The organism is Micromonospora sp. MP36 (genome assembly GCF_008119785.1).
In the GTDB taxonomy this organism is placed as follows: Bacteria; Actinomycetota; Actinomycetes; order Mycobacteriales; family Micromonosporaceae; genus Micromonospora.
Genome location: NZ_VSFA01000092.1, coordinates 1 through 22,208, shown reverse-complemented (window position 1 = coordinate 22,208; position 22,208 = coordinate 1). Strand labels below are relative to the sequence as shown.

Genomic DNA, 22,208 nt, shown 5'->3' with positions numbered 1-22,208 from the left:
GATCACCGGGAGACGTCGTAGGTCAGGTGCGTCGCGGTCGATGTTGAGATCACGCTTCGCTGTACCAGCGTGCGTGGAGCTCCGCCGGTGAACAGTGGTGTCCCGGCGCCCAGCACGATGGGCGCGAGGTGCAGCGTCAGCGCGTCGACCAGCCCGGCGTCGAGCGCCGAGCCGATCGTGGCGCCGCCGCCCATGAGGATGACGTCGAGGTCCTTGCCGCTGTCCGACGACGCCGCCTCGGCTCGCTCGCGCGCGGCGGTGACGGCGTCGGGCAGGCCGGTGGTGACGAACGTCCAGTCGAGGTTGGTTGTCCGCACCGACTCTGGCGGCGAGTTCGTCACGACGACGAACGCGGGCTTGCCGACCTCGCCGGCGCCGTAGCCGGACGTGTCGTCCCAGCCTTTCGGCCCGTCGACCACGTCGAAGAGGTGGCGGCCGAGGACGACGGCGCCCGAGCGGACGGTCCCCTCGCGCAGGACCCGGCGGTCGTCGGGGTCGTCGGAAAACGCCCACGTGTGCAGGGCCTCGCCGCCGGTTCCCAGACCGTGGTCGGGGCTGGGGTCGGGCCCGGTGACGAAGCCGTCGAGAGAGACCGAGATGTCAGCGATGATTCGAGTCATGCCAGGGCAGACCCGATCCGCCGCCCAAACTCATCGCTCACGGGTGAAGCGTGTGGCGGATGCGAACTCGATAGCACGACGCGCGAGGCGGCACGTCGGACGTAGAGGGAAGATCGCCCCGAGTATCTCAGAGGCGCATATGCAGTCACCGCGCCCCGGACCTTGTCCGGATCGGCCCCACCAGCCCTGGCATGGCTACGGCTGCCGACATCCGCACCGTACTGTACACGCCCGTGTTTGACCACCGTGATCACCTCTCGGTCTGGTGATCGCGCCGGGTTTTGGCCTCACGCTGCCCACAATCTCTCGGCCGCACGCCTTCGTACGTATGCTCGACCACCCTGCCGGCATGGAGTAGCGAACACGCTGGCACATCACGATCCGCTGGGACCGGGGCCGCCAACTCTCCCGCCGGCGTGACCGTCGTCGAGCGCGTCGTCGACTCCCCCGTCGACCCGCAGCGCCCTGATCGAGGGGCCCCGCGCCGACTCGCCTGTGGTCGCCTTCCCGTACTGAGCGATCCGCTCGCTGGGGGCGACGAACCGGACGAGTACCACAACGGGCACGGTTACACAGGCGGCTCGGCGACCACGCCGATGCGGGACCGGTGGCCACGCCGACGCGGCGGCCAACTGCTCATCCGGTGCCGGACTGCCTCGTGGCTCGGCTCGCTGATCCCGGACGCTGCGACCAGTGCCGCCACGTCGGGGTAGCGGTCTGCGGGTGCTGCTTGGGCTGCGTGGGTCGCTATCTGGTGTTGGGCCGGGGATCCCCGCCAGCCGTCTGGGGAGTCCAGCAGTTGTTGGATGGTGCGGCCGAGGGTGTAGACGGTGGTGCGCTGGTCGATGACAGCGCCGCGGAGGAATTCTTCGGGTGCCCTGTATCGGCGGGATCCGGGGAGGCGGTCGGTGTCGAGGACGAAGGGGCCGGGGCGGTGGTGCCCTGTCCTGCTTGGCACGTAGGGGCTTGCGTCGATGTAGTTCAAGCAGCTGACAACGTCCGCTCGTCGACAGAAGCGGATGCGGATCGCGCGGCAAACGGTAACCGGTTACAGTCCTCGAACCGGATCAACCACGACCGCCAGGAGGTACCCGGTGACGAACGCCAGCGGACCCGAGCCGTCCGACGCCCGGACCGATTGGGAAGCCCGCATCGCCCGCCGCAGCGACGAAGGCGGCACGGCCGCGCTACCCGACCTGCCACCGCCGGCCGGACTGATCGCCACCCCCGGCTGCGGACACGTCCGCCTCTCCTGGCAGCCCGTCGACGGTGCGGTCGGCTACCTGGTGCATCGTGCAACGCTGGACGGCGACCGGGTGTCCGGGCCGTTCACCCCGGTGGACCACCTCGGCGGAGACGTGCTCTCCGTTCCCGACACCTGGTACGTCGACACCACCGGCAGCCCAGGCGAACGGTACGCCTACGCTGTGGCCGCCGTACCCGAGGTGACCGTGATCGGCGCGCTGAGCGACCCGGTCTCGGCGGCCGCCCTGCCGGCCGGCGGCGACCCGCCCACTGTCACGCTGCACCTCGACTCGGACGCCGCAGGCGCCACCTTGCACCGGCCCTGGCAGCCGATGATCGGCAGCGAGCGGCTGTCCCAACTGCTCTGCCGGGACCGCTCCGGCGGCCGGGAGATCGGTACCGAACTGCTGGCCGCCCTCCGCCAGGTACGCGACGAGATCGGCGTGACCACCGTACGGGCGCACTCGATCCTGCACGACGACCTCGGCGTCTACCGCGAGGTCGACGGCGAGCCGGTGTACGACTTCAGCCGGGTGGACCAGGTCTACGACCTGCTCCTGGGCATCGGAATGACGCCGGTGGTGGAGATCGGGTTCATGCCCCGCGACCTGGCCAGTGACCCGGACCGCACCGTCTTCACCTACCGCGGCATCATCTCTCCGCCGCGCGACTGGGACCGGTGGTCCGGGCTGGTTCGGGCGTTGGTGGCCCACCTGCTGGAACGGTACGGCGAGCAGGTGCTCGGCTGGGACTTCGAGGTGTGGAACGAGGCCAACCTGGAGGTTTTCTGGTCCGGCAGCCGGGAGGAGTGGATGCGGCTGTACGACGTGACCGCCCGCGCCGTCAAAGACGTCGACCCGCGCATCCCGGTCGGCGGCCCGTCCTCGGCGGCCGCCGGCTGGGTGGATGCGCTGCTGGAGCACGCCGCCCGCTCCGGGGCGCCGGTCGACTTCGTCTCCACCCACACATACGGCAGCCCGCCACTGGACCTGCGGCCCACGCTGGCCCGGCTCGGCTTCCCGGGCGCGCGAATCCTGTGGACCGAGTGGGGCGTCACCCCCACCCACTTCCACCCGGTCAACGACGGCACCTCGGCCGGCACCTTCCTGCTCACCGGCATGCGGTCGGCCGCCGGCAGGGTCGACGCGCTGTCCTACTGGGTGGCCAGCGACCACTTCGAGGAACTCGGCCGGCCGCCGAGGCTGCTGCACGGCGGGTTCGGGCTGCTCACCGTCGGCGGCATCGCCAAGCCGCGGTACCACGCGCTGCGCATGCTCGCCCAGCTCGGCGAGACCGAACTGCCGGTACGGGCCACCGGCGACGGCGCCGACGGCCTGGTACAGACCTGGGCCAGCCGGCGCGCGGACGGGAGCCTCGCCGTGCTTGTGTGGGTGTCCACCCTCGATCAGAGCAAGCGGGACGGGGATCCGGCGCTGGCCCGGCGGATCCGGCTGGTCATCGACCATGCCGCCGGACGGCCGGTGCTCGTCACCCGGCTGGACCGGGAGCACGGCGACATCACCACTCTCGCGGACCGGCTGGGCGTCGCCGACTGGCCGACCGACGAGCAGTGGGCGGCCCTACGCGCCGCTGACCAGCTCAGGGCGGAGAAGGTGCAGCCGGAGGTTGAGGACGGAGCCGCGGTGATCGAGTTGACCCTGCCGCAACCCGGGGCGGTGCTGGTCGAGGTCTCCGGGGCCTGAGGGCGGGCCCGTCCCCCGGCGGGTTGGGCTGGGCGGGCTCGTGCAGTCCTCGCAAGATCCTGCTTCGGGAAGTAGGCCCTCAGCCAGTGGGCTGAGGGCCTACTTCCCGGATCAAGCGTGACCAGGGCCTTTGCCTAACCGAACGACGCACGCCCCATGGCACGATCCACGGGTCGGACAGGTGCCTACACCTGCGCCGCGATGCCACTCACCGTCATGAAGCGGCCCCGCGCAGCTGCGGAAGGTCCTGGTCGGCCGGAACGTTGAACGTCTCCTGTGCGATCAGTGGGTGGATCCGGCGTTCGAACTGCGGCGAGACGAATGCGCGGCGGACGAGGTCGTTGGCGAGCTCGTTGCCGAGCGCCCCCATGATCATGGCCTGGTCGAGCGAGAGGTGGCGCTTGGCCACGGTGCCGCTGCCGACCGCGATCGCGTCGTAAAAGCCGCCGGGGCCGTACGAGTCGAAGTTGGCCTTGAGCCGGGCGAGGTTGTCGACGACCGCTGCCTTGGCGTACGGGAGAGCGAGGAACGCCGCGTGCGGGGTCACCACGCCGTCGCCGTAGTCGGGGTCCGGGCCGGCCGGGCGGCAGTCGCCGAACCCGGCGTCGTACTTCGAGCGCTCCATGTCGGACGGGTAGCCGTCGGTGTCCATACCCATCGCGTCGACACCCCAGGCCATGTAACCGCCGGCCGGGTCGCTGGCCGGGGAGAAGCCCCAGTAACCGTATCCGGCGTCGTTCATCCCGTGCTCGATCTGGCCGGCGACCGTCGCGGGGTGGTTGCGGCCCCAGCTGTTGGGTGCCCACCTTGCTTCGGGCACGAACAGGTCGGGCATCAGCGCCTCGAACATGTCGCCGCCCCAGCTGGGTACGAACTGGATGCCGCGGTACTGGTACGCGCCCTCGTACACCGGAACGCCCTCGTAGGTGGTGTTGAAGCCGACCGGCTGCATCTCGTGCCAGCTCCAGTCGCAGGTGGCCGGCAGGGTGCGCATCGTGTTGTAGTAGGCCTTTGGCGGGATCTGGCCCATCGCGATGCCGAGGTAAGTCGCGATGCGCGGTTCGGTGACCGTGATGTCGTAGTGGTTGCAGGTGAACCAGACGCCGTCGCGCTGCCGTGAGCATCCCGGGGGTGGCGCGTCCCAGAAGCCGCCGGCGATCAGGCCGCTGGCCCCGAACGGGGTGGGCGCCGCCGGGTTGTAGTAGAAGCCGAAGTTCATCTTCCGCAGGATCGCGTCGGCCTTGCCGCGCAGCTCCGGCACGGCGCCCTTGACCACGTTGAGCGCGGCCGCGAGCCAGCCGTTGTCCACACTGGACAAGAACGGGTAGACGGTGCTGCCGTTGTCGGGCCAGACCGTGACGACGGAGCCGTCCCGCGGGTCGTACCAGTTGTAGTACATGCCCGACGCGGTGTGGTGCTTGAGCCCGGCGAGGGTGTCGAGGGTCTTGGCGATCCGGTCGCGGGCTTCCGCCTTGGAGATGATGCCGAGCTCGCGGGCGACCACCGCCGACCACATGTAGCCGCCGATGTTGGTGGGGGACGTGTAGGTGGAGCGGCCGCCGGCGGCCAGGTCACCGGTGATGTTGTCGGCCACCAGGCCGGTGCCGGGATCGGTCATGGCGACCATCGACCGCCAGGTGTCCTTGGCGTAACTGAGCAGGGCCCGGTCGGCGCCGCGCTCGTCGGGTGCCGCGACGGCGGCCGAGCCGCCTGCCAGCACGAGTGCCAGCGCGAGGAGCGGTGCGCAAAGACGTCGCATGGGTCTCCTTGTCTCGTTCCGGGATGGATTATTTGATTCCAGTGGTCGCGATGCCGCGCAGGAAATGCCGCTGGAGGAGCAGGAACACGATGAGCACCGGAAGCACGACGACGACCGCTCCCGAGAGAAGCAGACCGTAGTCGGTGCGGTTCTGGCCGACGCTGTAGAGCGCGAGGGCGACCGGCAACGTGTACTTGTCCTCCGTGGTGGCGACCACGAGGGGCCACAGGAAGTTGTTCCAGGAACTGAGGAACGTGAGGATCCCGAGGGTGGCCAGTGCTGGCCGGCACAGCGGAAGCACTACCCGCCAGAAGATCCGGAACTCGCCGGCGCCGTCGACCCGGGCCGCCTCGATGAGGTCGTCGGGGATCGACTGGAGAAACTGCCGCATGAGGAACACGCCGAACGGTCCGACGAGGAACGGCAGGATCAGGCCGGCGTACGTGTTGGTCAGGCCCATGTTGCTGACCAGCACGAACTGCGGGACGAAGGTCACCATGCCAGGCACCATGAGCATGCCGAGCACGGCCAGGAAGAGTGCTCGCTTGCCGGGATACCGCAGCTTGGCCAGCGCGTACCCGACGAGCGAGCAGAACAGCAGGTTACCGACCGTGACCAGGACCGCGACCAGGGCCGAGTTGAAGAAGTAGAGCGGGAAGTCCAGCCGGGAGAACAGCTCGCGGAAGTTGTCGAGCGTGACCGTCTCGGGCCACCAGGTCGGCGGCACCTGGCGGATCTCCCGCTCCGGCTTGAGCGACGAGAGCGCCATCCAGACGAACGGTCCCGCCACGGCGAGCAGCCCGAGGACCAGGACGACGTAGAGCACGGTCCTGGCGACCCGGTCACGGGTACGCAAGGCGGTGTCCTTTGCGACCATCGTCAGTTCCTCTCCCCGAGCAGGCGGAACTGCACGACCGACAGCGCCACGATCGCCACGAAGAGCACGTAGCTGGCGGCGGCCGCGTAGCCGTAGTTGCCGAAGCCGAACTGGTTGTAGATGTGGAACGACACGGACAGCGTCGAGGAGAGCGGACCGCCCTGCGTCATGACGAACGGCTCCTCGAAGAGTTGGAGGTAGCCGATGCCGGTGATCACCCCGCCGAAGAGCAGCGTCGGCCGGAGCATCGGCAGGGTGACGTTGCGGAACTGCTGCCACCGCGTCGCGCCGTCGAGCCTCGCCGCCTCGTAGAGGTCGGCCGGCACCGCCTGGAGTCCGGCCAGAAAGATCACCATCAGGAAGCCGAAGTTGCGCCATGCCGCCATGACGATCAGCGACGGCAGCGCGAGCCTGGTGTCGAACAGCCAGCTCGGCCCGGCGATCCCGACCAGTCGCAGCAGGTTGTTGACCAGCCCGATCTCGGGGTCGAGCAGGAAGCGCCAGACCACCGCGATCGCCACGATGCTGGTCACGACCGGCAGGTAGAAACCGACCCGGAACAGCGCGCGGAAGCGTACGAGCCCGGAGTTGAGCGCCGTTGCTGCGGCCAGCGCCAGCACCATGGTCAGCGGCACCCCGACGACGACGAAGACCAGCGTGTTGACCGACGACCGCAGGAATAGGTCGTCGGAGAACAGGCGGGTGTAGTTGTCGATGCCGACGGCGTTGACGGCGAGCGGGTTGCGCAGGTCGGTGGAGCGCAGATCGGTGAAGCTCATGGCCAGCGACGCCACCACCGGCAGCGCCATGAACACGAGGAACAACACGGTGAAGGGCGCGGAGAAGGCCCAGCCGGTCAGCGCCCGCCGCAGGCGTTGACGCCGCCGGACCGACCCGGCGGGCCGGTCGGGGCTGGTCGCCCCGGCCGGTCGCGCCGGTGCCGTCGCCGCGGAGGCGCCGGTCATGTCAGCTCCCGGTCCCGATGGCGCTCGCCTGCTGCTGGATCGCCTTCGCCGTCGCGGCCGGGTCGGCGTTCTGCTTGCACAGCTTCTCGACCTCGAGGTCGAACGCGGCCGCGATCTGCTCCCAGGTCGTGATCGCCGGCGGCGCCTTGGCACTCTTGAGCTGCTGGCCGAACGCGGTCAGGAAGGTGTCGCCGGTGAGCGTCGAGTCGTTCCAGGCCGACTGCACGGCGGGCAGGTCCTTGACCGCCTGGTACCACTTGACCTGCACCTCGGGCTTGCTCAGCCACTGCACGAACTTCCAGCCGCCGTCACGGTTCTTGGCGTCCTTGAAGACCGCGAGGTTGCTGCCGCCGATGAACGAGGTCGACGACTTCTTCGTCGGCATCTGCGCGACCGCGTACTTGTCCTTGAAGCCGGCACCGCCCTGCTCCTCGACGATGCCCATGTGCCACGGGCCGGAGATGAACGCGCCGATCTCACCCTTGACGAAGCCGGGCTCGAGCGAGCCGTCCGGCAGCGCGGTCGGGGACAGGCCCTCCTTGAAGAAGGACTGGTAGTAGGCAAGCGCCTCGGTCATCTCCGGGGTGTCGAAGCTCAGCTTGTCTGCGCTGGCCGCGTCGGCGCCGTTGGACCAGGCGAAGGGCAGGACCGACTGCCAACTGCCGGTCTTGCCGGGCTGGAGGTTGAGGCCCCACTTGGCGCCGGCCTTCTCCTTCATGCCCTTGGCCATGGCCTTGAGGTCGTCCCACGTCTTCGGGCCGTCCGGGAACCCGGCCTTGGCGGCCATGTCCTTGCGGTAGTAGATCAGCCGGGTCTCGACGTACCACGGGACGCCGTACGAGGTGCTGTCGACGATCGTGGTGTCCCAGGCGCCGGGGAAGAAGTCGTCTTTCTTGATCAGATCCGACGGGGTCGGGTCGAGCGCGCCGGTCTTGGCGAACTCGCCCTGCCAGGTGGTACCGATCATCGACACGTCCGGCGTCTGCTTCGCGGCGATGGCGCTCGCGATCTTCTGGTGCGCCGCGTCCCAGGGCACCGCCGTCACGGAGACCTTGGCGTCGGGGTTCTCGGTGGAGAACTCCTTCGCGAACTCGGCGAGCTTCTCACCTTCCGTGCCCATCGCCCAGACGGTGATGTCCCCGCTCGCCTTGCCTGCGCCGACAGACTTCGCCTCTTCCTGGCCGCCGCCCGAGTCACGGCCACAACCGGCCAACGCGACCGACGCGGCCAAGACGACCCCAGCCGCGGCGGCTAACCGCCTACTTCTCATGTCGTACCTCCAGGGGTTGGTGGTTTCCAGGGTGTGAGCTATTCACCTGCCGGCACTTCCGGTCGGGGCGCCGGGCAGCCGCAACTGCGGCGCAGGACGAGTTCGGCGGGCAGCACGAGACTGCCCGCAGGGGTGTTGCCGGGCTGGCCGGCGGCACGCAGGATCAGCCGGGCCGCCTCGGCGGCCAGCTCGCGGACGGGTTGCCGGACGGTGGTCAGTGCGGGGGTGACGAGAGCGGCGGCCGGCACGTCGTCGAAGCCGGTGATGTGCAGGTCCTGCGGCACCCGCAGGCCCCGACCAAGCGCGCCGACCAGCACGCCGAGGGCGATCTCGTCATTGGCGCAGACCACCCCAGCGGGCCGGGGCGTGTCACCGCCCAGCAACTGGTCGGCGGCGAGCACCCCATCGGCCTGCTGCATACTGACCGCGACCGGCTCGGCGGGCGGCTCGATGCCGAGGTCGTGGTGCGCCCGCCGGAAGGCGGCCCAGCGTTCACTGACGTCGGGCGAGCCCGCCGGGTTGCCGACGAAGACCAGATCGCGTAGGTCGTGCTCGGCGAGCAGGTGTCGGGTGAGCGCCAGCATGCTGCCGACGTTGTCGGCGCGTACCGAGGGAATGTCGCCGGGCCCCTCGCCGGCGACCACCACTACGGGAACCATCTTGGCGAGCCGGAGCAGCGCCTCGTCGGAGATGGTGCCGCCCATGACGGCGACACCGTCCACCCGGCGGCCCATCTCCAGCACCTGGTCATCGGAGTCGGAGCGCAGGTGCGTGCAGAGGATGTGCACGCTGGCCCGGGACGGCACCGCCTCCGACTCGAAGCCCTGGATCAGTTCGGTGAAGTAGGGGCCGGACAGGCCGGGGAAGACCAGGCCGAGAGCGCCGTGCCGGCCCGCGGCCAGGGCCCGACCGAGGTGGTCGGGGCGATATCCGTGCTTCTCGATCGCGTCCAGCACGCGGCGGCGCATCTCCTCCGAGACCTGGCCGGTGCCATTGGAGACCCGGGAGACGGTGGCCACGGAGACGCCAGCGAGCTTCGCAATCTCGCGAACCGTCATGCGGGTGTTGCTCATCGCTCCCTCGATCCGTAACGTGCGCTTAACAGAAACCGGTTTCAGCCGACCATAGGCAGCCGAGACGAAGTTCACAAGTCTCTGATCCACAATCTCCCGTGTGAGGAGCTCTGCCCCATATGACAGAAGTGCTGCTCCGGGATCGCAGGATCCTCGTCGACGGCCGGCCCGAGCTGCTGCTCGCCGGTGAGGTGCACTACTTCCGCCTCGCCCGGGCCGACTGGGCCGACCGGCTCGACCAGCTCCGCGACTGCGGCGGCGACACCGTCGCCACCTACGTGCCGTGGCTGTGGCACGAACTCCCCGACGGGTCGGCCGACCTGACCGGGCGTACTCACGAACAACGCGACCTGGCCGGCTTCCTCGACCTCGCGCACCAGCACGGGCTGCGGGCCGTGGTCCGCCCCGGCCCGTTCATCATGGCCGAGGTCAAGAACGAGGGCATCCCCTACCGGGTGTACGACGAGCACCCGCACCTTCTCCCCATTACCTGGGACGGCGCGCCGATCAGCACCCGCACCATCGACTACCTGGCACCCGAGTTCCTCGCCGCGGCCGACGGCTGGTACGCCCAGGTGATGCCGCTGGTCGCGGAGCGGCTCGCGCCGCGCGGCGGCCCCGTGGTGGCGGTCCAACTGGACAACGAGATCGGGATGCTGTCCTGGGTGACCAACTCCCCCGACCTCACCGACGGCCTCTGCTCCGACTTCGCACGATGGGCCGTCGAGCGGTACGGCAAGGACACCGCCGCGACGCGAATCGGCGCCGACCCGGCCGATCCGGCGGCATGGTCTGCCACGCTGCGTACCCCCGTCGAGGAACGCTCCCTGGCGCTGCACGACGACCTCGGGCGCTACATGCGGGACCGCTACCGCCGGTACGTGACGGCGCTGCGGACCAGCGCCGAACGATACGGGGTGACCGGGGTGCCGTTCCTGGTCAACGTGCACGGCACCGGCGGCGGACGGGGGCGCACCTTCCCGATCGGGATCAGCCAGCTCATGGAGTCGTACCGTGGGCAGCCGCAGCTCACCTCCGGCTCGGACTACTACCTCGGCGACCTCACCGTCACCAATGTCGCCGACCTGTACGTGTCCAACGCGTTCCTGGCCGCGACGCACGACGGCGACCAGCCGCTGACCTGCCTGGAGTTCGAGGCCGGCAACGGCGACTACGGCGAGGACCTGTCGACGCTGTACCCGCCCGAGGCTATCGACCTGAAAACCCGACTCTGCGTGGCGCAGGGCAACCGGCTGCTCAACCTCTACCTGTTCGCCGGCGGCCACAACCCGCCCCTGGCCGAGCCGGTCAGCGACGGCAACGATCGGATCGCGTTCACCGGCGAGCGGCACGGCTTCGCCGCCCCGGTCAGCCCGGAGGGCCACCTCAACCCGACGTACCCCGCAGCCCGACGCGCGCTACACGCCGTACGCGGGGTAGCCGACCTGCTCGCCGACGGCGACGAGGAACACGACGGGTTCGCCCTCGGATTCGTACCCGACCACTACCTGACCGAGTACCACCACCCGGCGTCCAGCAACCGGGCGGAGCAGGTCGCCGAGCTGGAACGGTTCCGCGGCATGGGCGCGCGGGACGTCCTGGCGCGGGCGCTGCTGCTCGCCGGCTACTCGTTCCCCGCAGTGGACCTTCAGACTCGGGCACCCGGCGGCGCAGCACAGGTGCCGGGCGGCATGCCGCCGGTGGTGGTGCTGGCCACCGCCCCCACCCTCGGTTCGCACGTTCAGCAGCGGCTGGTCGACCACCTGCGGGCCGGCGGCCGGCTGCTACTGCACGGACCGCTGCCCACCCGCGACCACGACGGCACACCGTGCACCCTGCTGGCCGACGCGCTCGGGCTGCGGGCGGACGGCTGGCTGGAGGGCGGCCCGCACTACTTCCCATCGGTGGTGGGCCGCGGCTGGGCGGCCGGCCCCGCCGAGGTCCGGGTCGGCTACGCCCAACTGCTCACCGGGCCCGGCGAACGGCTGCTCATTGAGGTCGGCTCCGGCCGGGCATGCGGCGTCGAGGTGACCGTGGGCGCCGGCCGGGTCGTGATGATCGCCACCGACTACCCGTGCCACCTGGACTTCTGGCGAGCAGCGCTGGACCGGCTCGGGGTGCGGCCTCGGCTCCGGCACGACGCAAGCGAACCCGGGCTGCTGCTCACCACAACCGTGGACCGGTCCGGCCAGCGGCTGCTTCACCTGGTCAACGTCGCGCCGTCGGCGATCGAGTTCGGCCTGTGGCATCGGGACGAGCCGGTACTGTCCGGCCGGCGGCTGCGGATCGGCGCCCGCGCCGGGCTGATGCTGCCCGCCGGAATCCGCGTCGGGCCGGCCACGCTGCTCGAGAGCAGCTGCGAACTGGTGGCCCGGAACGGCTCGGAGGTGCTACTCCGGCCGACCCAGGCCGAGGATGTCGCTGTCTTCGCCACCGACCGGCCGGTACACGCCGACCGGGGCGAGGTGACCGTCGCCGATGGTCGGGCCACTCTGACCGCCCGGGCCCCGGATGGCGAACCGATCCGGGTCAGCATCGGCTGACCGCCCGGTGAGTTGGCTGACCTCGATGTGGTCGCCCGCCTGCATAATGCGGCGGGCGGTACCGGCCGACGGCGATTTCCCCCTGCCTGCGAACGGACAACATGATCATCGTGTGCGACCAACACACTTGAGCAGTCGAATCCGAGACCACTGAACCCTCACCTTACCGTCGCCGATCTGTGCAAGGACGGCGCCGCGATCGGTTACCCGATCGCCGCGACGCACCCACGTCGCGGAGCGCCCGTCACGCGCCGGGGCGCCTGGCTGGCGGCAAATGCGTGCGGGTCCAGGCGGGTATGAAGCGGACGTTGGCGAAGGTTGTCCTGACGCTGCCGATGCCGGCGGCGGGTATCGTGCCTGCTGCCGAGAGCTGCGGGTCTTGGGGCACCCGCGTTCGGGATGCTGACCGACCGCTTCGGCGTCACCTGGATCCTCGACGTCGCCGCCCCGTACACCAACGCCTGATCACCGCCCTCTCGCAACGGGACGAGGCGGCCAGCCCGGCGGCCTCGTCCCTCGCCGCGGCTAATGATCCCGGCGGTCAGCTTTCTGGCGGCGTTCTCGCCCACGGTGGTTCAGGCTACGAGCAGGCGGAGACCGAGTTCTGCTGTGTCGAGGGCGACGAGGTCGCGGTTGCGCTCGGCCCACCGGCCTGAGGAAAGGTCTTCGCGGAGTAGGTTGACTGCCCGTTGCTCAGCCTGCGGTCCGACTCTGGTCCACACCGAAACCGCGCGGCGTACATGTTCGTCCAGGTACGCCTCGGGCCGGCGCCAGTATGCCTCGAAGAAGCCGTCAGCGCAGTCCCACGGGACGAGCACCGGTTCCGCGCGTCCTCCGATCGCGTGGGTCAGGTCGCCCAAGGACGGCCAGCCGACGAGGAGGTCTGCGAACTCAGGCAGGTAGTCGCGGGTGAGCCAGAACCGTTGACGCCAGCCGGTGTCATCGGCGTCGTACGTAAACACCACCACGCGGCGGGCCACACGCCGCATCTCGCGCAGCCCGGCGACCGGGTCCGGCCAGTGATGGACGGTGCTGACCGCCATCGCGGCGTCAAAGGACTGGTCCTCGAACGGCAGACTCTCCGCAGCGGCGGCCACGCACGGCGCCGCGCCCACGGGACGCTGCGCCCGCATAACCGCCGACGGTTCTACCGCCGTGACGTCGCGGTCGGGTGGTTCGTAGGAGCCGGTGCCAGCCCCGACGTTCAGCACCGTTCGTGCGTCCCCCAGCGCATCCCAGATGCGCGCGGCGATCCGCGGCTCGGTGCGCCGTGTCGCTGGGTAAGCGGAGCCGATGGCGTCGTACAACTGCGCGCCGAACACTTTCAGTTGCTCCTCTGGCGTCGTCCTGATTCCCATTGCTCGTGCCTCCAGTTCCCTGTCTATGGCCGTCACCATGGCAGCAGCGCGGTCGCGCTGGTCCATCAGCAGGCCGCGCAGCCGGCACAGGTGCGCGACTGCGTCGGTGGCCGGATCGTCAACCAGATCCGCGATCTCCCGCAATCCGAAGCCGAGCCGCCGGTAGGCAAGCACCTCCCGGAGTCGCTCCACATCGCCCGCGGAGTAGGCCCGGTGCCCAGCCGCGGTCCGCGTGGACGGCTCCAGGAGGCCGATCTCGTCATAGTGATGCAGTGTGCGGACGCTGACGCCGGCCAACTCCGCCACACGCCCCACGGTCAAGTGCTCCTCCACGCCACCGACTATGTGCCATGACGCAGCGTGAGGAGCAAGCGCTTCGCAGCTGGCATGATCGAGTTTCCGCTCATCGGCTAAACGTGTGGTGGGCCCAATCGGCGAAGCTGGTCCAAGTAACCTCGGGGTAGGCGGCAGGCAGTGTGGCGATGTCGACCTGGTAGCCCGACCCGTTCAAGAACGCCCACATCGCGTGCATGTCCGGGTTGCCGATCTCGGCCAGCGGCACCCTCTCATGGCGTACTTCCCGTCCCAGGGCCGCGCTCAGCGCCGTCGCCATCTTGGGTGGGGGTAGGGACATCGCTGGCCAGCTCGATACATCGCCCGACGTAGGGGGCGGGGTCGAGAAGCACCTGCGCGGCGAAGACGCCAAGGTCGGTGCGGGCAAGCTGCTGCAGCAGCCGATCCGCCGGCAGCGGCAGATCGAGCGCCCCACTACGAATGCGGTCCGCCCCGCCCGAGGGCGTTGTCGAAGAAGTACGTCGGCCCCAAGATCGTGCAGGGGACATCACCAGCCGCCAGCTCGGTTTCGACGCGCACCTTGCTGTCGAAGTGCGGCACACCGCTTTCCTGACCGGCGCCGGCCACCGAACTGAACACCAGATGCGGCACTCGGGCATCGCCGGCGGCTGCCAAGATCGCCCGCCCTGGGTCACCTCGGCATCCACGCCCGCCTCGAATGGAGTCGTGAGCGCGAAGGTAGCCCATGCGCCCGCCATTGCCGTGGCCAGCGAGGTGCAGTCGTCCAACGATCCCGTGACCACCTCGACACCCTCGTTGGCCAGCCGGCGAGCCGACTCCCGCTTCGGGCCGCGCGCCAATGCCCGCACCCGGGCCCCGCGGCTCAGCAACGCCTCGGTGACGGCACTGCCCTGGCCGCCGGTCGCCCCGAGCACCAAGATCGGTGCATCGGCCATCACAGACGCCTCTTCTCAGCGAACAAGCGCGGCGACCGGTGATCGCCGCGCACCACACTGTCCGCGCGCCTCGGTCACCACCCCGCCCTTGCGCACGTTCGCGCGACGGCGGTAGCGGCCTCCTGGCACTACCTGCCTGCGGCCCGCAGTGAAACCTCGCAGTTCAAACTTTGGCGAGCGGCGCGTCGCGCACCCGCCCAGGTAGTGAGCCTTTTCCAAGCTGATCTTGCAGTTCAGGCTGGGTGTGGCGGGCCCGGAGATCGATGAGGGCGAGGCTCCAGGTAAGACAGCAGTCGACCAAGATGCCCCGACCGGGAGGCTCGCCGTGCTGTCTTACCCCTCCACGATCCCGCTGTCCAGCCGGACGCTGAACCACCCCGCCGACCGCATCCGAGCGCACCGTAGCCAGCATCGATCCCGGTGGCGGCGTCTCGCGCCCGGGCGACAGGCACTGCTCGCCCTGGCCCACCTGCGCAATGGTGACACCTACACCCGGCTCGCCGCGGGGTTCGTCGTCGGTGTCGCCACCGCCTGGCGCTACGTGCAGGAAGCGATCATGCTGCTCTCCGCGGTCGCTGAGGACCTGGCCACGGCGATGCGGCGCATCCGGCGACTGGCGTACGCGATCCTGGACGGCACGCTGATCCCGATCGACCGGATCGCCGACCAGAGGCCGTACTACTCCGGCAAACACAAGAGGCACGGCGTGAACGTGCAGGTCATCGCCGACGCCGCCGGCCGGCTCGTGTGGGCCTCACCGGCACTGCCGGGCTCGGCGCACGACCTCACCGCCGCCCGCATCCACGGCATCATCGACGCGCTGACCACCGCGGACGTGATGACCTTCGCCGACAAGGGCTACCCGGGCGCTCGAGGCAGCGTGCGCACGCCGTTCAAGCGGCGCCGCTTCCAGCCGAAGCTGTCACGCCGGCAGAAGGCAGTCAACCAGGCGCACGCGAGAATCCGTGCTCGTGGCGAACGCGACATCGCCACGCTCAAAACCTGGAAGATCCTGGCCAAGCTGCGCTGCTGCCCGCGCCGCGCCACCGCGATCGTGCAGGCCATCCTCGTCCTGCACCACGTCGAAGTCGAGCGCTAGCCGGAACCAAAGAAACTCAGTGGTGTGCGTGGTCATTCCGGCATCCCTGTCCGTGCTGCTGTCAGGAGAATCCCGTTGAGTCCCTCCTCGAACAGCAGGTCGTCGTCCCATCGGTTGTCGTCGAGATGGCCAGAGGCGTTGAGGGTCGGATAGGCTTTGGCGCTCGCGGCGACATAGTCGCGGGCTGCGGCTCTCGCGTCAGGGTCCGCGGTCTGGTGCCACGTGGCTTCCGTGAGCGAGGCGCCGATGACGTAGTTGGCCAGCATTCGCGTGGCCACCGCAAGCCGAAGTCCGCAACAACCGCCGCGCACCAGCGCCGATTGCAGGAACTCGGTACGGGCTAGGACGTTGGGACCGAGCATCGGACGTCCGACCAGCCTTGGTGCCCAGGGATGGCCCAGCATGGCGCCCCGCCAGCCCCGGACGAGGACGCGGACGTCCTCTAGCCAGTTGTCGCTCACGTCCGGAATTGGCACGTCGCCGAAGATCCGGTCAACGGCCAGGTCCAGGACGTCATCCTTCGTCCTCACGTGCCAGTACAACGCAGTCGCCGTCACGTTGAGCTGTTGGGCAAGAAAGCGCATCGTCAGGCCCTCGATGCCGTGCTCGTCCAGCAAGGTCACCGCTGTGTCCACAATGCGCTCAAGGGTCAGCGGCGGTTTGCGCCGTGCACGCGACGGCTCCGCCCGTAGCCATACCGGCGGCGGAGTGCGGCTGCCCCGTCGCCCCGCCGAGGGTGTCGTCGGCACACCGGCCTCTGCGCTGGTCATGGAGCCACTCTAGTCCAGTGGACAGGCAACTTAACAGCGGTAAGCTAGTCGAACGTGTGAAAGGTTGGCCTTGACGGTCGGCAAGGAGATCACACCATGCCTCTGCTGCGAATCCACCTCGACAGCGACCAGACCACTGCCCGTCGCGTCCTGCAACTGCATCAAGAAGGCAAGATCCATCACGAGTCGCGGGAAGCGGCTCGGGAACAGGTGTGGCGCCAGGGCCGCACCCCGGCCGGTGACCCGATCTTCGTCGGCATCACGAACGGCCGCCGCAACATGCAGCTACTCTACGACGTCGAGGTCTACTCCGACACAGTCCCTTGAGCACCCGCCAAGCTCGCGCCACGCAGACGGTGGTGAACACCTCGATGAAGGCACCAGATCTGCACAAAAGACGGAAGATGAAAACGGCTCAGTGGATGCCTGGCCGGACAAAAAGGCCCTCAAGGGCTGTCCAGAGCGGGAGATGGCTCTGCCGTCACTACCCACATGTATTGACGGGGGGCATAGCGGATATTTCGACTTCCGTCGATTCGTCACCTGCAAACATCGTTCGGGTTTCTCCACGAGCGGCGCTGCTCAGCGCCTGCGGCCCTATCGCGCAGCCACCCACGTGCCTGAAAGGGGCAGTTCATGGTGCGCATTCGTGCCTTCTGGCGAGGCTTGCGTCGCTTTCCGCGACGGGGCGTCAGGGTGGCTTCTCTCCTCGCCCTGCTCGTCGCGACGGTCATCGTCCAGGTGGGAGTGATGAGCACTCCTGGGCTCGCGAACACGAGTCAGTTCAAGGGGGCCAACTGGGCCGACCCCAGGGACAACTACGCCGAGGATCTGCTCTCACTCTCGGTGTTGTCCACGACGGACGGCTATGCCACCACGTACACCAAGGCCACCGGGATCATCTCTGGATTCCAGAACAACCTCGGCGCGAACACCATGCGGCTGCCGATCAACCCGTACACGGTCAACGGGTCGTACTGGGCTTCGTACACCGGGGTGCCATCGATGCCGCTGTCGCCAAGGGCGTCAAGGTCATCCTCAGCTACTGGGAGGGTTCCGCCCACAAGGACGGGCTGATCGACAACACCACCGTCTTCTGGAACATGTGGACCACGGTCGTCAACAAGTACATCGGCAACGGCCTGGTCTACTTCGAGCCGATGAACGAGCCCCACGGGTACACCCAGAGCGCCTGGGCAAACCTCGCCGCCTCGTGGATCAACACCTACCCGTCGGTCCCGAAGAACCGGATCTTCGTCAGCGGCACCGGGTACAACGACAACGTCACCAGCGTATGCGCCGACAGTCGGTTGTCCGGAACCTTCCTCTCGCTGCACTTCTACGGGTTCTGGAACCCGACCGAGGCCAGCTACGCGGCCTGGGCCACCGACTTCCGGAACAGGATCGGTTCGTGCGCCTCCCGCACGGTCCTCGACGAGTGGGGCGCCCCGATGACGAGCGGGCTGAACTACAACGGCCCGGACAACGGCAACGCCTACATCGCCTACATCCAAGCCGTCAGCGACAACCTCCGCTTGCTGGGCATGGGCTCGGTCTACTGGCCGGGTTTGCGCACCAACGACGGCTACAGCATGACGAGGCTGACCAACTTGATTAGGAATCGTCGGTGATCCTAGGTTAGCCGTGTGGATCGTGGCGTTTGCTTTTGGGCTGGTTCGGGGGAGATTCCGGTGATGTGGGTCGGTCGTGATCGCGGGTTCTCTTTGATCGATGGCGGGGCGATGAGTCGGTGACCGGGAAGCTGCCGCTGGCTGAGGGCGAGGTCTCCCGTACCGCTTGCGCCCGCGCTTTGCTCCGATCGGGGGTGGACGAGGAGAGCGGTGAGGTTCTGTCGCAGGCGGTGCTTGCGCAGCGGATCGGCTGGTGTGCCGATCTGGTGGTGGGGATGGTGTCCGGCCTGTTGGCGGAGCGGTGGAACTGCGCGGATGTGGAGGTGTTGGCCTCCGGACACGACGCGGGTGGCCGGAAACTGCCGTCAAATGCGTGGATGGCGCTGCGGCGCTTGGGTTGGACGGTTACCGCGCCGGCGGGTGTGAGGGTCAATGACCGGGTCGTGCGGATGGCGCAGGAGCAGGCGGGGCGCATTCTGCGTGCGGCGTCGTGGCGTGCTGAATTGACCGCCGGGGTGTTGGCGACGTGGCCGGCCGATCCGCGTCAGCGCACCGCGCAGGAGTGGGAGCAGGTACGCAAGGCGGTTCCGGGCGGGGAGCATCTGCCGTCGGGTGTCATCAAGTCCCGCACGCGGCAGGTTGCCAGGTTCCGTGCCGTCAATGGGCGGCTGCCGGTGGACGTGTTCGAGTTGGAAGGCGGTCCCAAGGGTCGCGCGGATGCTGCTGTTGGCCGCGTGTGACCGGCAGCAGGCCAGCATCGAACGCAGCGACACCGAGCCCAGGAGGGTGTTGCTGCGGTTGCAGTTGCCCACCCGTCCGGATCCGCGAGCCTATGCGGATTGGACGTGGGTGGCCTGTCCGATCATGCTGCCGCCCACGGTTCCCGCGGGCGCGGTGGTGCACCTGCCCACCCTCCGCCTCACCGGTGGGCAGGTGCGCGCCGATGTCGCGTACACGCACGCTGTGCCGAAGGTCCGGCGGACCGGTCACACGGTGGCGCTCGGGGTGGACTGGGGGCTGAACACCCTCCTCACCGCGGGGGCCCTGCGGCTCCACGAGGGCGGGCGGATCACGGCGTTGGGTGCGGGTGGCCAGTTCCGGGCGGCCGGGGTCCTCGCCAAGCAGCACCGCCTGCGCCGTCACAGTGAGCGGCTGCACGCCAAAGCCGACCACTACCAACGCCTCACCGGCCGTGACGAGCGGCATCACCTCGTCGGCAAACTGGCGGTGCTGCGCGCCGAGATCCGCCACGTCTCCGACCGCCGGACGAACCTGAACGGCGCGCTCGCGTGGGCCGCCGCCCGCTGGGCCGTCGACCAGGCCATCGCCGCCGCGGCGACCGTCATCTACGTCGAAGACCTGCGGTCGTTGGAGGCCAAGGGCATGGGGACCACCCTGAACACGCGGCTGTCCCAGCAGGTGCGCGGGCAGATCGTCGACCGGATGCGGCACCTCGCCGCCGAGGCGGGTATCGCCGTGGTCACCGTCCCCGCCCGGAACACGTCGAAGCACTGCCCGCAGTGCCTGACACCGCTGCGGCACTGTAAGGCCCCTGACAAGCCGACGGTGGCGGGTTGGAAGTGGGCTGTCTGTCCCGACCAGTCCTGCCGTTGGCAGGGCGACCGTGACCAGGGCGCCTGGCGGCGGATCGCCGCCCGCGGCCTGACCCATCAGGCCAAGACCGTCATCGACAAGGCCAGCGGGCGGATGGTCATCCGCGCCGTGGTCGACAAACTCGAAACGGCAGCGGTCATCACAAAGAGCCACCGGGCCGACCGGTCGAAGACCGGCCCCACCCGGCACAAGCCACCACGCCCCGCGCCCAGGCGACGCGGGGCACCCTCCCCCACCCGGCCCCACAACCGGGCGGGTAAGCGTCCGGAGGGAGTCGCGGTAGGGACCGCCCTCACGGGCGGCCCCCCGCACAGATCCCCGCATGCGGGACTACCGCACGGGGCTCCTGCCTCAGGTCCTGGCAGCGAAGCGCGCCGCCGGGAAGGGATGCATCGTGCGAACCTTGGGTATCCATCGAGCCGCGATCCGGCCCATCCGCGCCCAGGTCATCCGTGTGCGCTGGCTACGACGCCGCAACGCCTTGAACCAGTGTCGGGTCACCTGGTATTGGAAGGTCGACACCGCGTCGGTGTTGCCGGGCACTGCATAGTAGGCCGCGTGGCCTCGCACCACGCTGGCCAGCCACTGCCCCTGCACCGGGATGGGCTGATGCCGGCGACGCTTGAGCTGCTCGTTGACCATCTTCAGCTTCGCCCGCATCCGTTTCGAGACCGTGATGCGCTTGAGCCAGAACCGCCCGCTCTCGGACACCGCGCAGATGTGCGTGAAGCCGAGGAAGTCGAAGGTCTCCGGCTTGCCCAGACCCCGCTTACGTCGTCGTCCGACGACGTGCCGGCCGAACTCGATCAGCCGGGTCTTGTCCGGGTGAAGCTCCAGCCCGAACCGCGCGAACCGCTCGCGAAGCTCGGTCAGGAACCGCCGCGCATCCTGTTCATCCTCGAACCCGACGATGAAGTCGTCCGCGAACCGCACGATGATCACATCGCCGTGCGCGTGGCGGCGTCTCCACCAGTCAACCCACAGGTCGAGGACGTGATGCAGGTACACGTTAGCGAGCAGCGGTGATGCCGATGCCCCCTGCGGTGACCCTTGCTCCGTCGCCGACCAACTCCCGTTCTCGATCACTCCCGCGGCCAGCCACTTGTCGACCAGCCGCAGGACCCGCTTGTCCGCGATCCGGTGCTCCAGAAACTTCCGCAGCCAAACCCGATCAAGCTGGCCGAAGAAGTCGCGGATATCCGCGTCGAGCACCCAGTTCACCTTCCTCCGCTCGATCCCGACCGCGAGGGCGTCCAACGCATCGTGCGGACCACGCCCCGGCCGGAACCCGTAGGAGAAGCCCCGGAAGTCCACCTCGTAGACGGCGTTCAACACCTCGACGACGGCCCGCTGGACGATCTTGTCCTCCAACGCGGCGATCCCGAGCGGCCGAAGCCGCCCATCCGCCTTCGGAATGTAGGCCCGCCTGCTTGGCTTCGCCCGGTAGCGCCCCGACTGCACCCGCACGTGCAGGTCCTGAAGGTTGGTCTCCAAGCCCTGCCCATAGTCGGTCCACGTCACCCCATCCACCCCGGGCGCGGCCTGCGGACGAATCGCCCAGTAAGCCGCCCGCAAGCGTCCCAGACTGACGTGGTGCAGCAGCGCGGTGAACCGCGCATCCTTATCCCGTCGCGCTACTTCACGCACACGGCCCAGCGCACTGGACGCGTCGGTTCCGGCACTGTGTCCGGGACGCGTTTTGCTGCCCGTGTTCCCCTTGACTCATCCCCTTCCCTCCCCCACCTCCGCAGCCACGGCCTTGTTCGGCGGGTTCGCAGGTACTACGGAACGATCCGACTGCCCATGCCCGTCCATCTCAGGCGTACCGCCTCAGCGTTCCCTGAACGGCCCACCCATGATCAACTGGGCGAGCGGGCACGGGCCCTCCCGGTTCTCGCGCATGGAGGTTCCGTACATGCCCTGGTTCTCTGACCCCGCGGGGCCCGCCGACAGCTCGCGAAAACGCCCTCGACAGTGTTGCCTTCCGCCTGCGTGACAGCGTGGGCACCCCAATCCCGTTATTTCGAGGCTCAATAGCCCGGCCTGCACGTACCCCTACCAACGCTTCACCGACACCCTCACGGACGCCAGCGCATGGCTCGGGGCCGCCGTGGGTCGCTAGCCCTTCGACGTAGAGCTCTTCCATCTCCTCCTCCATGCCGGTTTATCCCGGCGCACCACGCACCAACGGACCGGAGGCTGCCCCGCGCAGCCCACCGACACCAGGGCGTGAACACGACCAGCACACCCACCACCGGCCACCGGCCACGCGGAGCCACGTTGGGCGCGGGATTCCACTTCCACGCCCACGCGACCCCACCACGGTGGGAAACGATCCCGGAAACTCAATCCGACTCAGGATCGCTAAGCTGATCAGGGACGCTCGGCCCCAATTACACCCTCGTCAACAACAACGCCTCCGGGGTCAGCT

At 68.9% G+C, this 22,208-nt stretch carries 18 protein-coding genes and 2 pseudogenes; 8 read left to right on the top strand and 12 right to left on the bottom strand.

Annotation, left to right across the window (positions count from 1 at the left end):
- Positions 1–2 precede the first annotated feature (2 nt).
- Together FXF52_RS33150 and FXF52_RS33145 are read right to left on the bottom strand one after the other, a co-directional pair.
- Positions 3–620 carry a dihydrofolate reductase family protein gene (locus FXF52_RS33150; protein ID WP_148803061.1) on the bottom strand — a complete coding sequence of 206 codons (618 nt, stop codon included), beginning with the start codon at positions 618–620 and terminating at the stop codon, positions 3–5.
- Between the two features lie 374 nt (positions 621–994).
- Entirely contained in the window at positions 995–1,186 is a 192-nt protein-coding gene (locus FXF52_RS33145) for a hypothetical protein (protein WP_148803059.1), read from the bottom strand.
- Positions 1,187–1,714: 528 nt separating this feature from the next.
- On the opposite strand from FXF52_RS33145, the gene FXF52_RS33135 reads away from it, so the two are divergent.
- The gene (locus FXF52_RS33135; protein WP_222870819.1) at positions 1,715–3,568 is read left to right on the top strand and encodes a xylan 1,4-beta-xylosidase; all 1,854 of its coding nucleotides are present in this window, start codon (positions 1,715–1,717) and stop codon (positions 3,566–3,568) included.
- Positions 3,569–3,782: 214 nt separating this feature from the next.
- Here the strand turns inward: FXF52_RS33135 and FXF52_RS33130 are convergent, their stop codons facing one another.
- From FXF52_RS33130 to FXF52_RS33110, 5 genes are all read right to left on the bottom strand, one after another.
- Positions 3,783–5,327 carry a glucoamylase family protein gene (locus FXF52_RS33130; RefSeq protein WP_148803054.1) on the bottom strand — a complete coding sequence of 515 codons (1,545 nt, stop codon included), beginning with the start codon at positions 5,325–5,327 and terminating at the stop codon, positions 3,783–3,785.
- Between the two features lie 28 nt (positions 5,328–5,355).
- Positions 5,356–6,204 carry a carbohydrate ABC transporter permease gene (locus FXF52_RS33125; protein ID WP_148803052.1) on the bottom strand — a complete coding sequence of 283 codons (849 nt, stop codon included), beginning with the start codon at positions 6,202–6,204 and terminating at the stop codon, positions 5,356–5,358.
- Positions 6,205–6,206: 2 nt separating this feature from the next.
- Entirely contained in the window at positions 6,207–7,169 is a 963-nt protein-coding gene (locus FXF52_RS33120; protein WP_148803050.1) for a carbohydrate ABC transporter permease, read from the bottom strand.
- 1 nt (position 7,170) lies between these two features.
- Positions 7,171–8,289, bottom strand: a complete 1,119-nt coding sequence (locus FXF52_RS33115) for a sugar ABC transporter substrate-binding protein (protein ID WP_255472590.1) — start codon at positions 8,287–8,289, stop codon at positions 7,171–7,173.
- A 188-nt stretch (positions 8,290–8,477) separates the two neighbouring features.
- Positions 8,478–9,512 carry a LacI family DNA-binding transcriptional regulator gene (locus FXF52_RS33110; RefSeq protein ID WP_148803046.1) on the bottom strand — a complete coding sequence of 345 codons (1,035 nt, stop codon included), beginning with the start codon at positions 9,510–9,512 and terminating at the stop codon, positions 8,478–8,480.
- 119 nt (positions 9,513–9,631) lie between these two features.
- On the opposite strand from FXF52_RS33110, the gene FXF52_RS33105 reads away from it, so the two are divergent.
- On the top strand, positions 9,632–12,055 hold the full coding sequence (locus tag FXF52_RS33105) for a beta-galactosidase (protein WP_148803044.1): 2,424 nt from the start codon (positions 9,632–9,634) through the stop codon (positions 12,053–12,055).
- Between the two features lie 575 nt (positions 12,056–12,630).
- Here the strand turns inward: FXF52_RS33105 and FXF52_RS33095 are convergent.
- The 3 genes and pseudogenes from FXF52_RS33095 to FXF52_RS33090 all read right to left on the bottom strand — a co-directional run bounded on the left by FXF52_RS33095 (position 12,631) and on the right by FXF52_RS33090 (position 14,663).
- A complete protein-coding gene (locus FXF52_RS33095; protein WP_148803042.1) occupies positions 12,631–13,746 on the bottom strand; it encodes a MerR family transcriptional regulator in 1,116 nt (371 codons plus the stop codon).
- A gap of 70 nt (positions 13,747–13,816) precedes the next feature.
- Complete coding sequence (locus FXF52_RS42625) at positions 13,817–14,026, bottom strand: hypothetical protein (RefSeq protein WP_370518059.1); 210 nt, start codon at positions 14,024–14,026, stop codon at positions 13,817–13,819.
- A gap of 155 nt (positions 14,027–14,181) precedes the next feature.
- Positions 14,182–14,663 (bottom strand): annotated as a pseudogene (locus FXF52_RS33090) (NmrA family NAD(P)-binding protein).
- Positions 14,664–14,988: 325 nt separating this feature from the next.
- Here FXF52_RS33090 and FXF52_RS33080 point away from each other — a divergent pair.
- Complete coding sequence (locus FXF52_RS33080; protein ID WP_148803040.1) at positions 14,989–15,762, top strand: transposase family protein; 774 nt, start codon at positions 14,989–14,991, stop codon at positions 15,760–15,762.
- A 32-nt stretch (positions 15,763–15,794) separates the two neighbouring features.
- Here FXF52_RS33080 and FXF52_RS33075 read toward each other — a convergent pair whose 3' ends face one another.
- Positions 15,795–16,532: a TetR/AcrR family transcriptional regulator gene (locus FXF52_RS33075; protein WP_148803039.1), complete on the bottom strand. Its 738-nt coding sequence runs from the start codon at positions 16,530–16,532 to the stop codon at positions 15,795–15,797.
- Positions 16,533–16,628: 96 nt separating this feature from the next.
- Here FXF52_RS33075 and FXF52_RS33070 point away from each other — a divergent pair, with 96 nt between their 5' ends.
- The 5 genes and pseudogenes from FXF52_RS33070 to FXF52_RS44250 all read left to right on the top strand — a co-directional run.
- On the top strand, positions 16,629–16,859 hold the full coding sequence (locus FXF52_RS33070; protein WP_148803037.1) for a hypothetical protein: 231 nt from the start codon (positions 16,629–16,631) through the stop codon (positions 16,857–16,859).
- Positions 16,860–17,228: 369 nt separating this feature from the next.
- Complete coding sequence (locus FXF52_RS43470) at positions 17,229–17,609, top strand: hypothetical protein (RefSeq protein WP_255472594.1); 381 nt, start codon at positions 17,229–17,231, stop codon at positions 17,607–17,609.
- Complete coding sequence (locus FXF52_RS43465; RefSeq protein WP_255472592.1) at positions 17,510–18,163, top strand: cellulase family glycosylhydrolase; 654 nt, start codon at positions 17,510–17,512, stop codon at positions 18,161–18,163. The genes FXF52_RS43470 and FXF52_RS43465 overlap by 100 nt, the downstream gene beginning before the upstream one ends.
- Positions 18,164–18,357: 194 nt before the next feature.
- Positions 18,358–18,903, top strand: a complete 546-nt coding sequence (locus FXF52_RS42620; protein ID WP_222870815.1) for a hypothetical protein — start codon at positions 18,358–18,360, stop codon at positions 18,901–18,903.
- A pseudogene (locus FXF52_RS44250) lies at positions 18,824–19,807 on the top strand (zinc ribbon domain-containing protein); the annotation flags it as partial. The gene FXF52_RS42620 and the pseudogene FXF52_RS44250, both read left to right, overlap by 80 nt.
- 321 nt (positions 19,808–20,128) lie before the next feature.
- Here the strand turns inward: FXF52_RS44250 and ltrA are convergent.
- A complete protein-coding gene (gene ltrA, locus FXF52_RS33055) occupies positions 20,129–21,424 on the bottom strand; it encodes a group II intron reverse transcriptase/maturase (RefSeq protein WP_255472586.1) in 1,296 nt (431 codons plus the stop codon).
- Between the last annotated feature and the right edge of the window lie 784 nt (positions 21,425–22,208).

What these genes read in the sequence shown, in the direction of transcription:
- FXF52_RS33110 (WP_148803046.1), bottom strand. Translation starts at nt 9,512, where the DNA reads ATGAGCAACACCCGCATGACGGTTCGCGAGATTGCGAAGCTCGCTGGC.
- FXF52_RS33075 (WP_148803039.1), bottom strand. Translation starts at nt 16,532, where the DNA reads ATGACCAGCGCAGAGGCCGGTGTGCCGACGACACCCTCGGCGGGGCGA.
- FXF52_RS33130 (WP_148803054.1), bottom strand. Translation starts at nt 5,327, where the DNA reads ATGCGACGTCTTTGCGCACCGCTCCTCGCGCTGGCACTCGTGCTGGCA.
- FXF52_RS33105 (WP_148803044.1), top strand. Translation starts at nt 9,632, where the DNA reads ATGACAGAAGTGCTGCTCCGGGATCGCAGGATCCTCGTCGACGGCCGG.
- FXF52_RS33070 (WP_148803037.1), top strand. Translation starts at nt 16,629, where the DNA reads ATGCCTCTGCTGCGAATCCACCTCGACAGCGACCAGACCACTGCCCGT.
- FXF52_RS33120 (WP_148803050.1), bottom strand. Translation starts at nt 7,169, where the DNA reads ATGACCGGCGCCTCCGCGGCGACGGCACCGGCGCGACCGGCCGGGGCG.
- FXF52_RS33150 (WP_148803061.1), bottom strand. Translation starts at nt 620, where the DNA reads ATGACTCGAATCATCGCTGACATCTCGGTCTCTCTCGACGGCTTCGTC.
- FXF52_RS42625 (WP_370518059.1), bottom strand. Translation starts at nt 14,026, where the DNA reads ATGGCGACGGCGCTGAGCGCGGCCCTGGGACGGGAAGTACGCCATGAG.
- FXF52_RS33115 (WP_255472590.1), bottom strand. Translation starts at nt 8,289, where the DNA reads ATGGGCACGGAAGGTGAGAAGCTCGCCGAGTTCGCGAAGGAGTTCTCC.
- FXF52_RS33125 (WP_148803052.1), bottom strand. Translation starts at nt 6,204, where the DNA reads ATGGTCGCAAAGGACACCGCCTTGCGTACCCGTGACCGGGTCGCCAGG.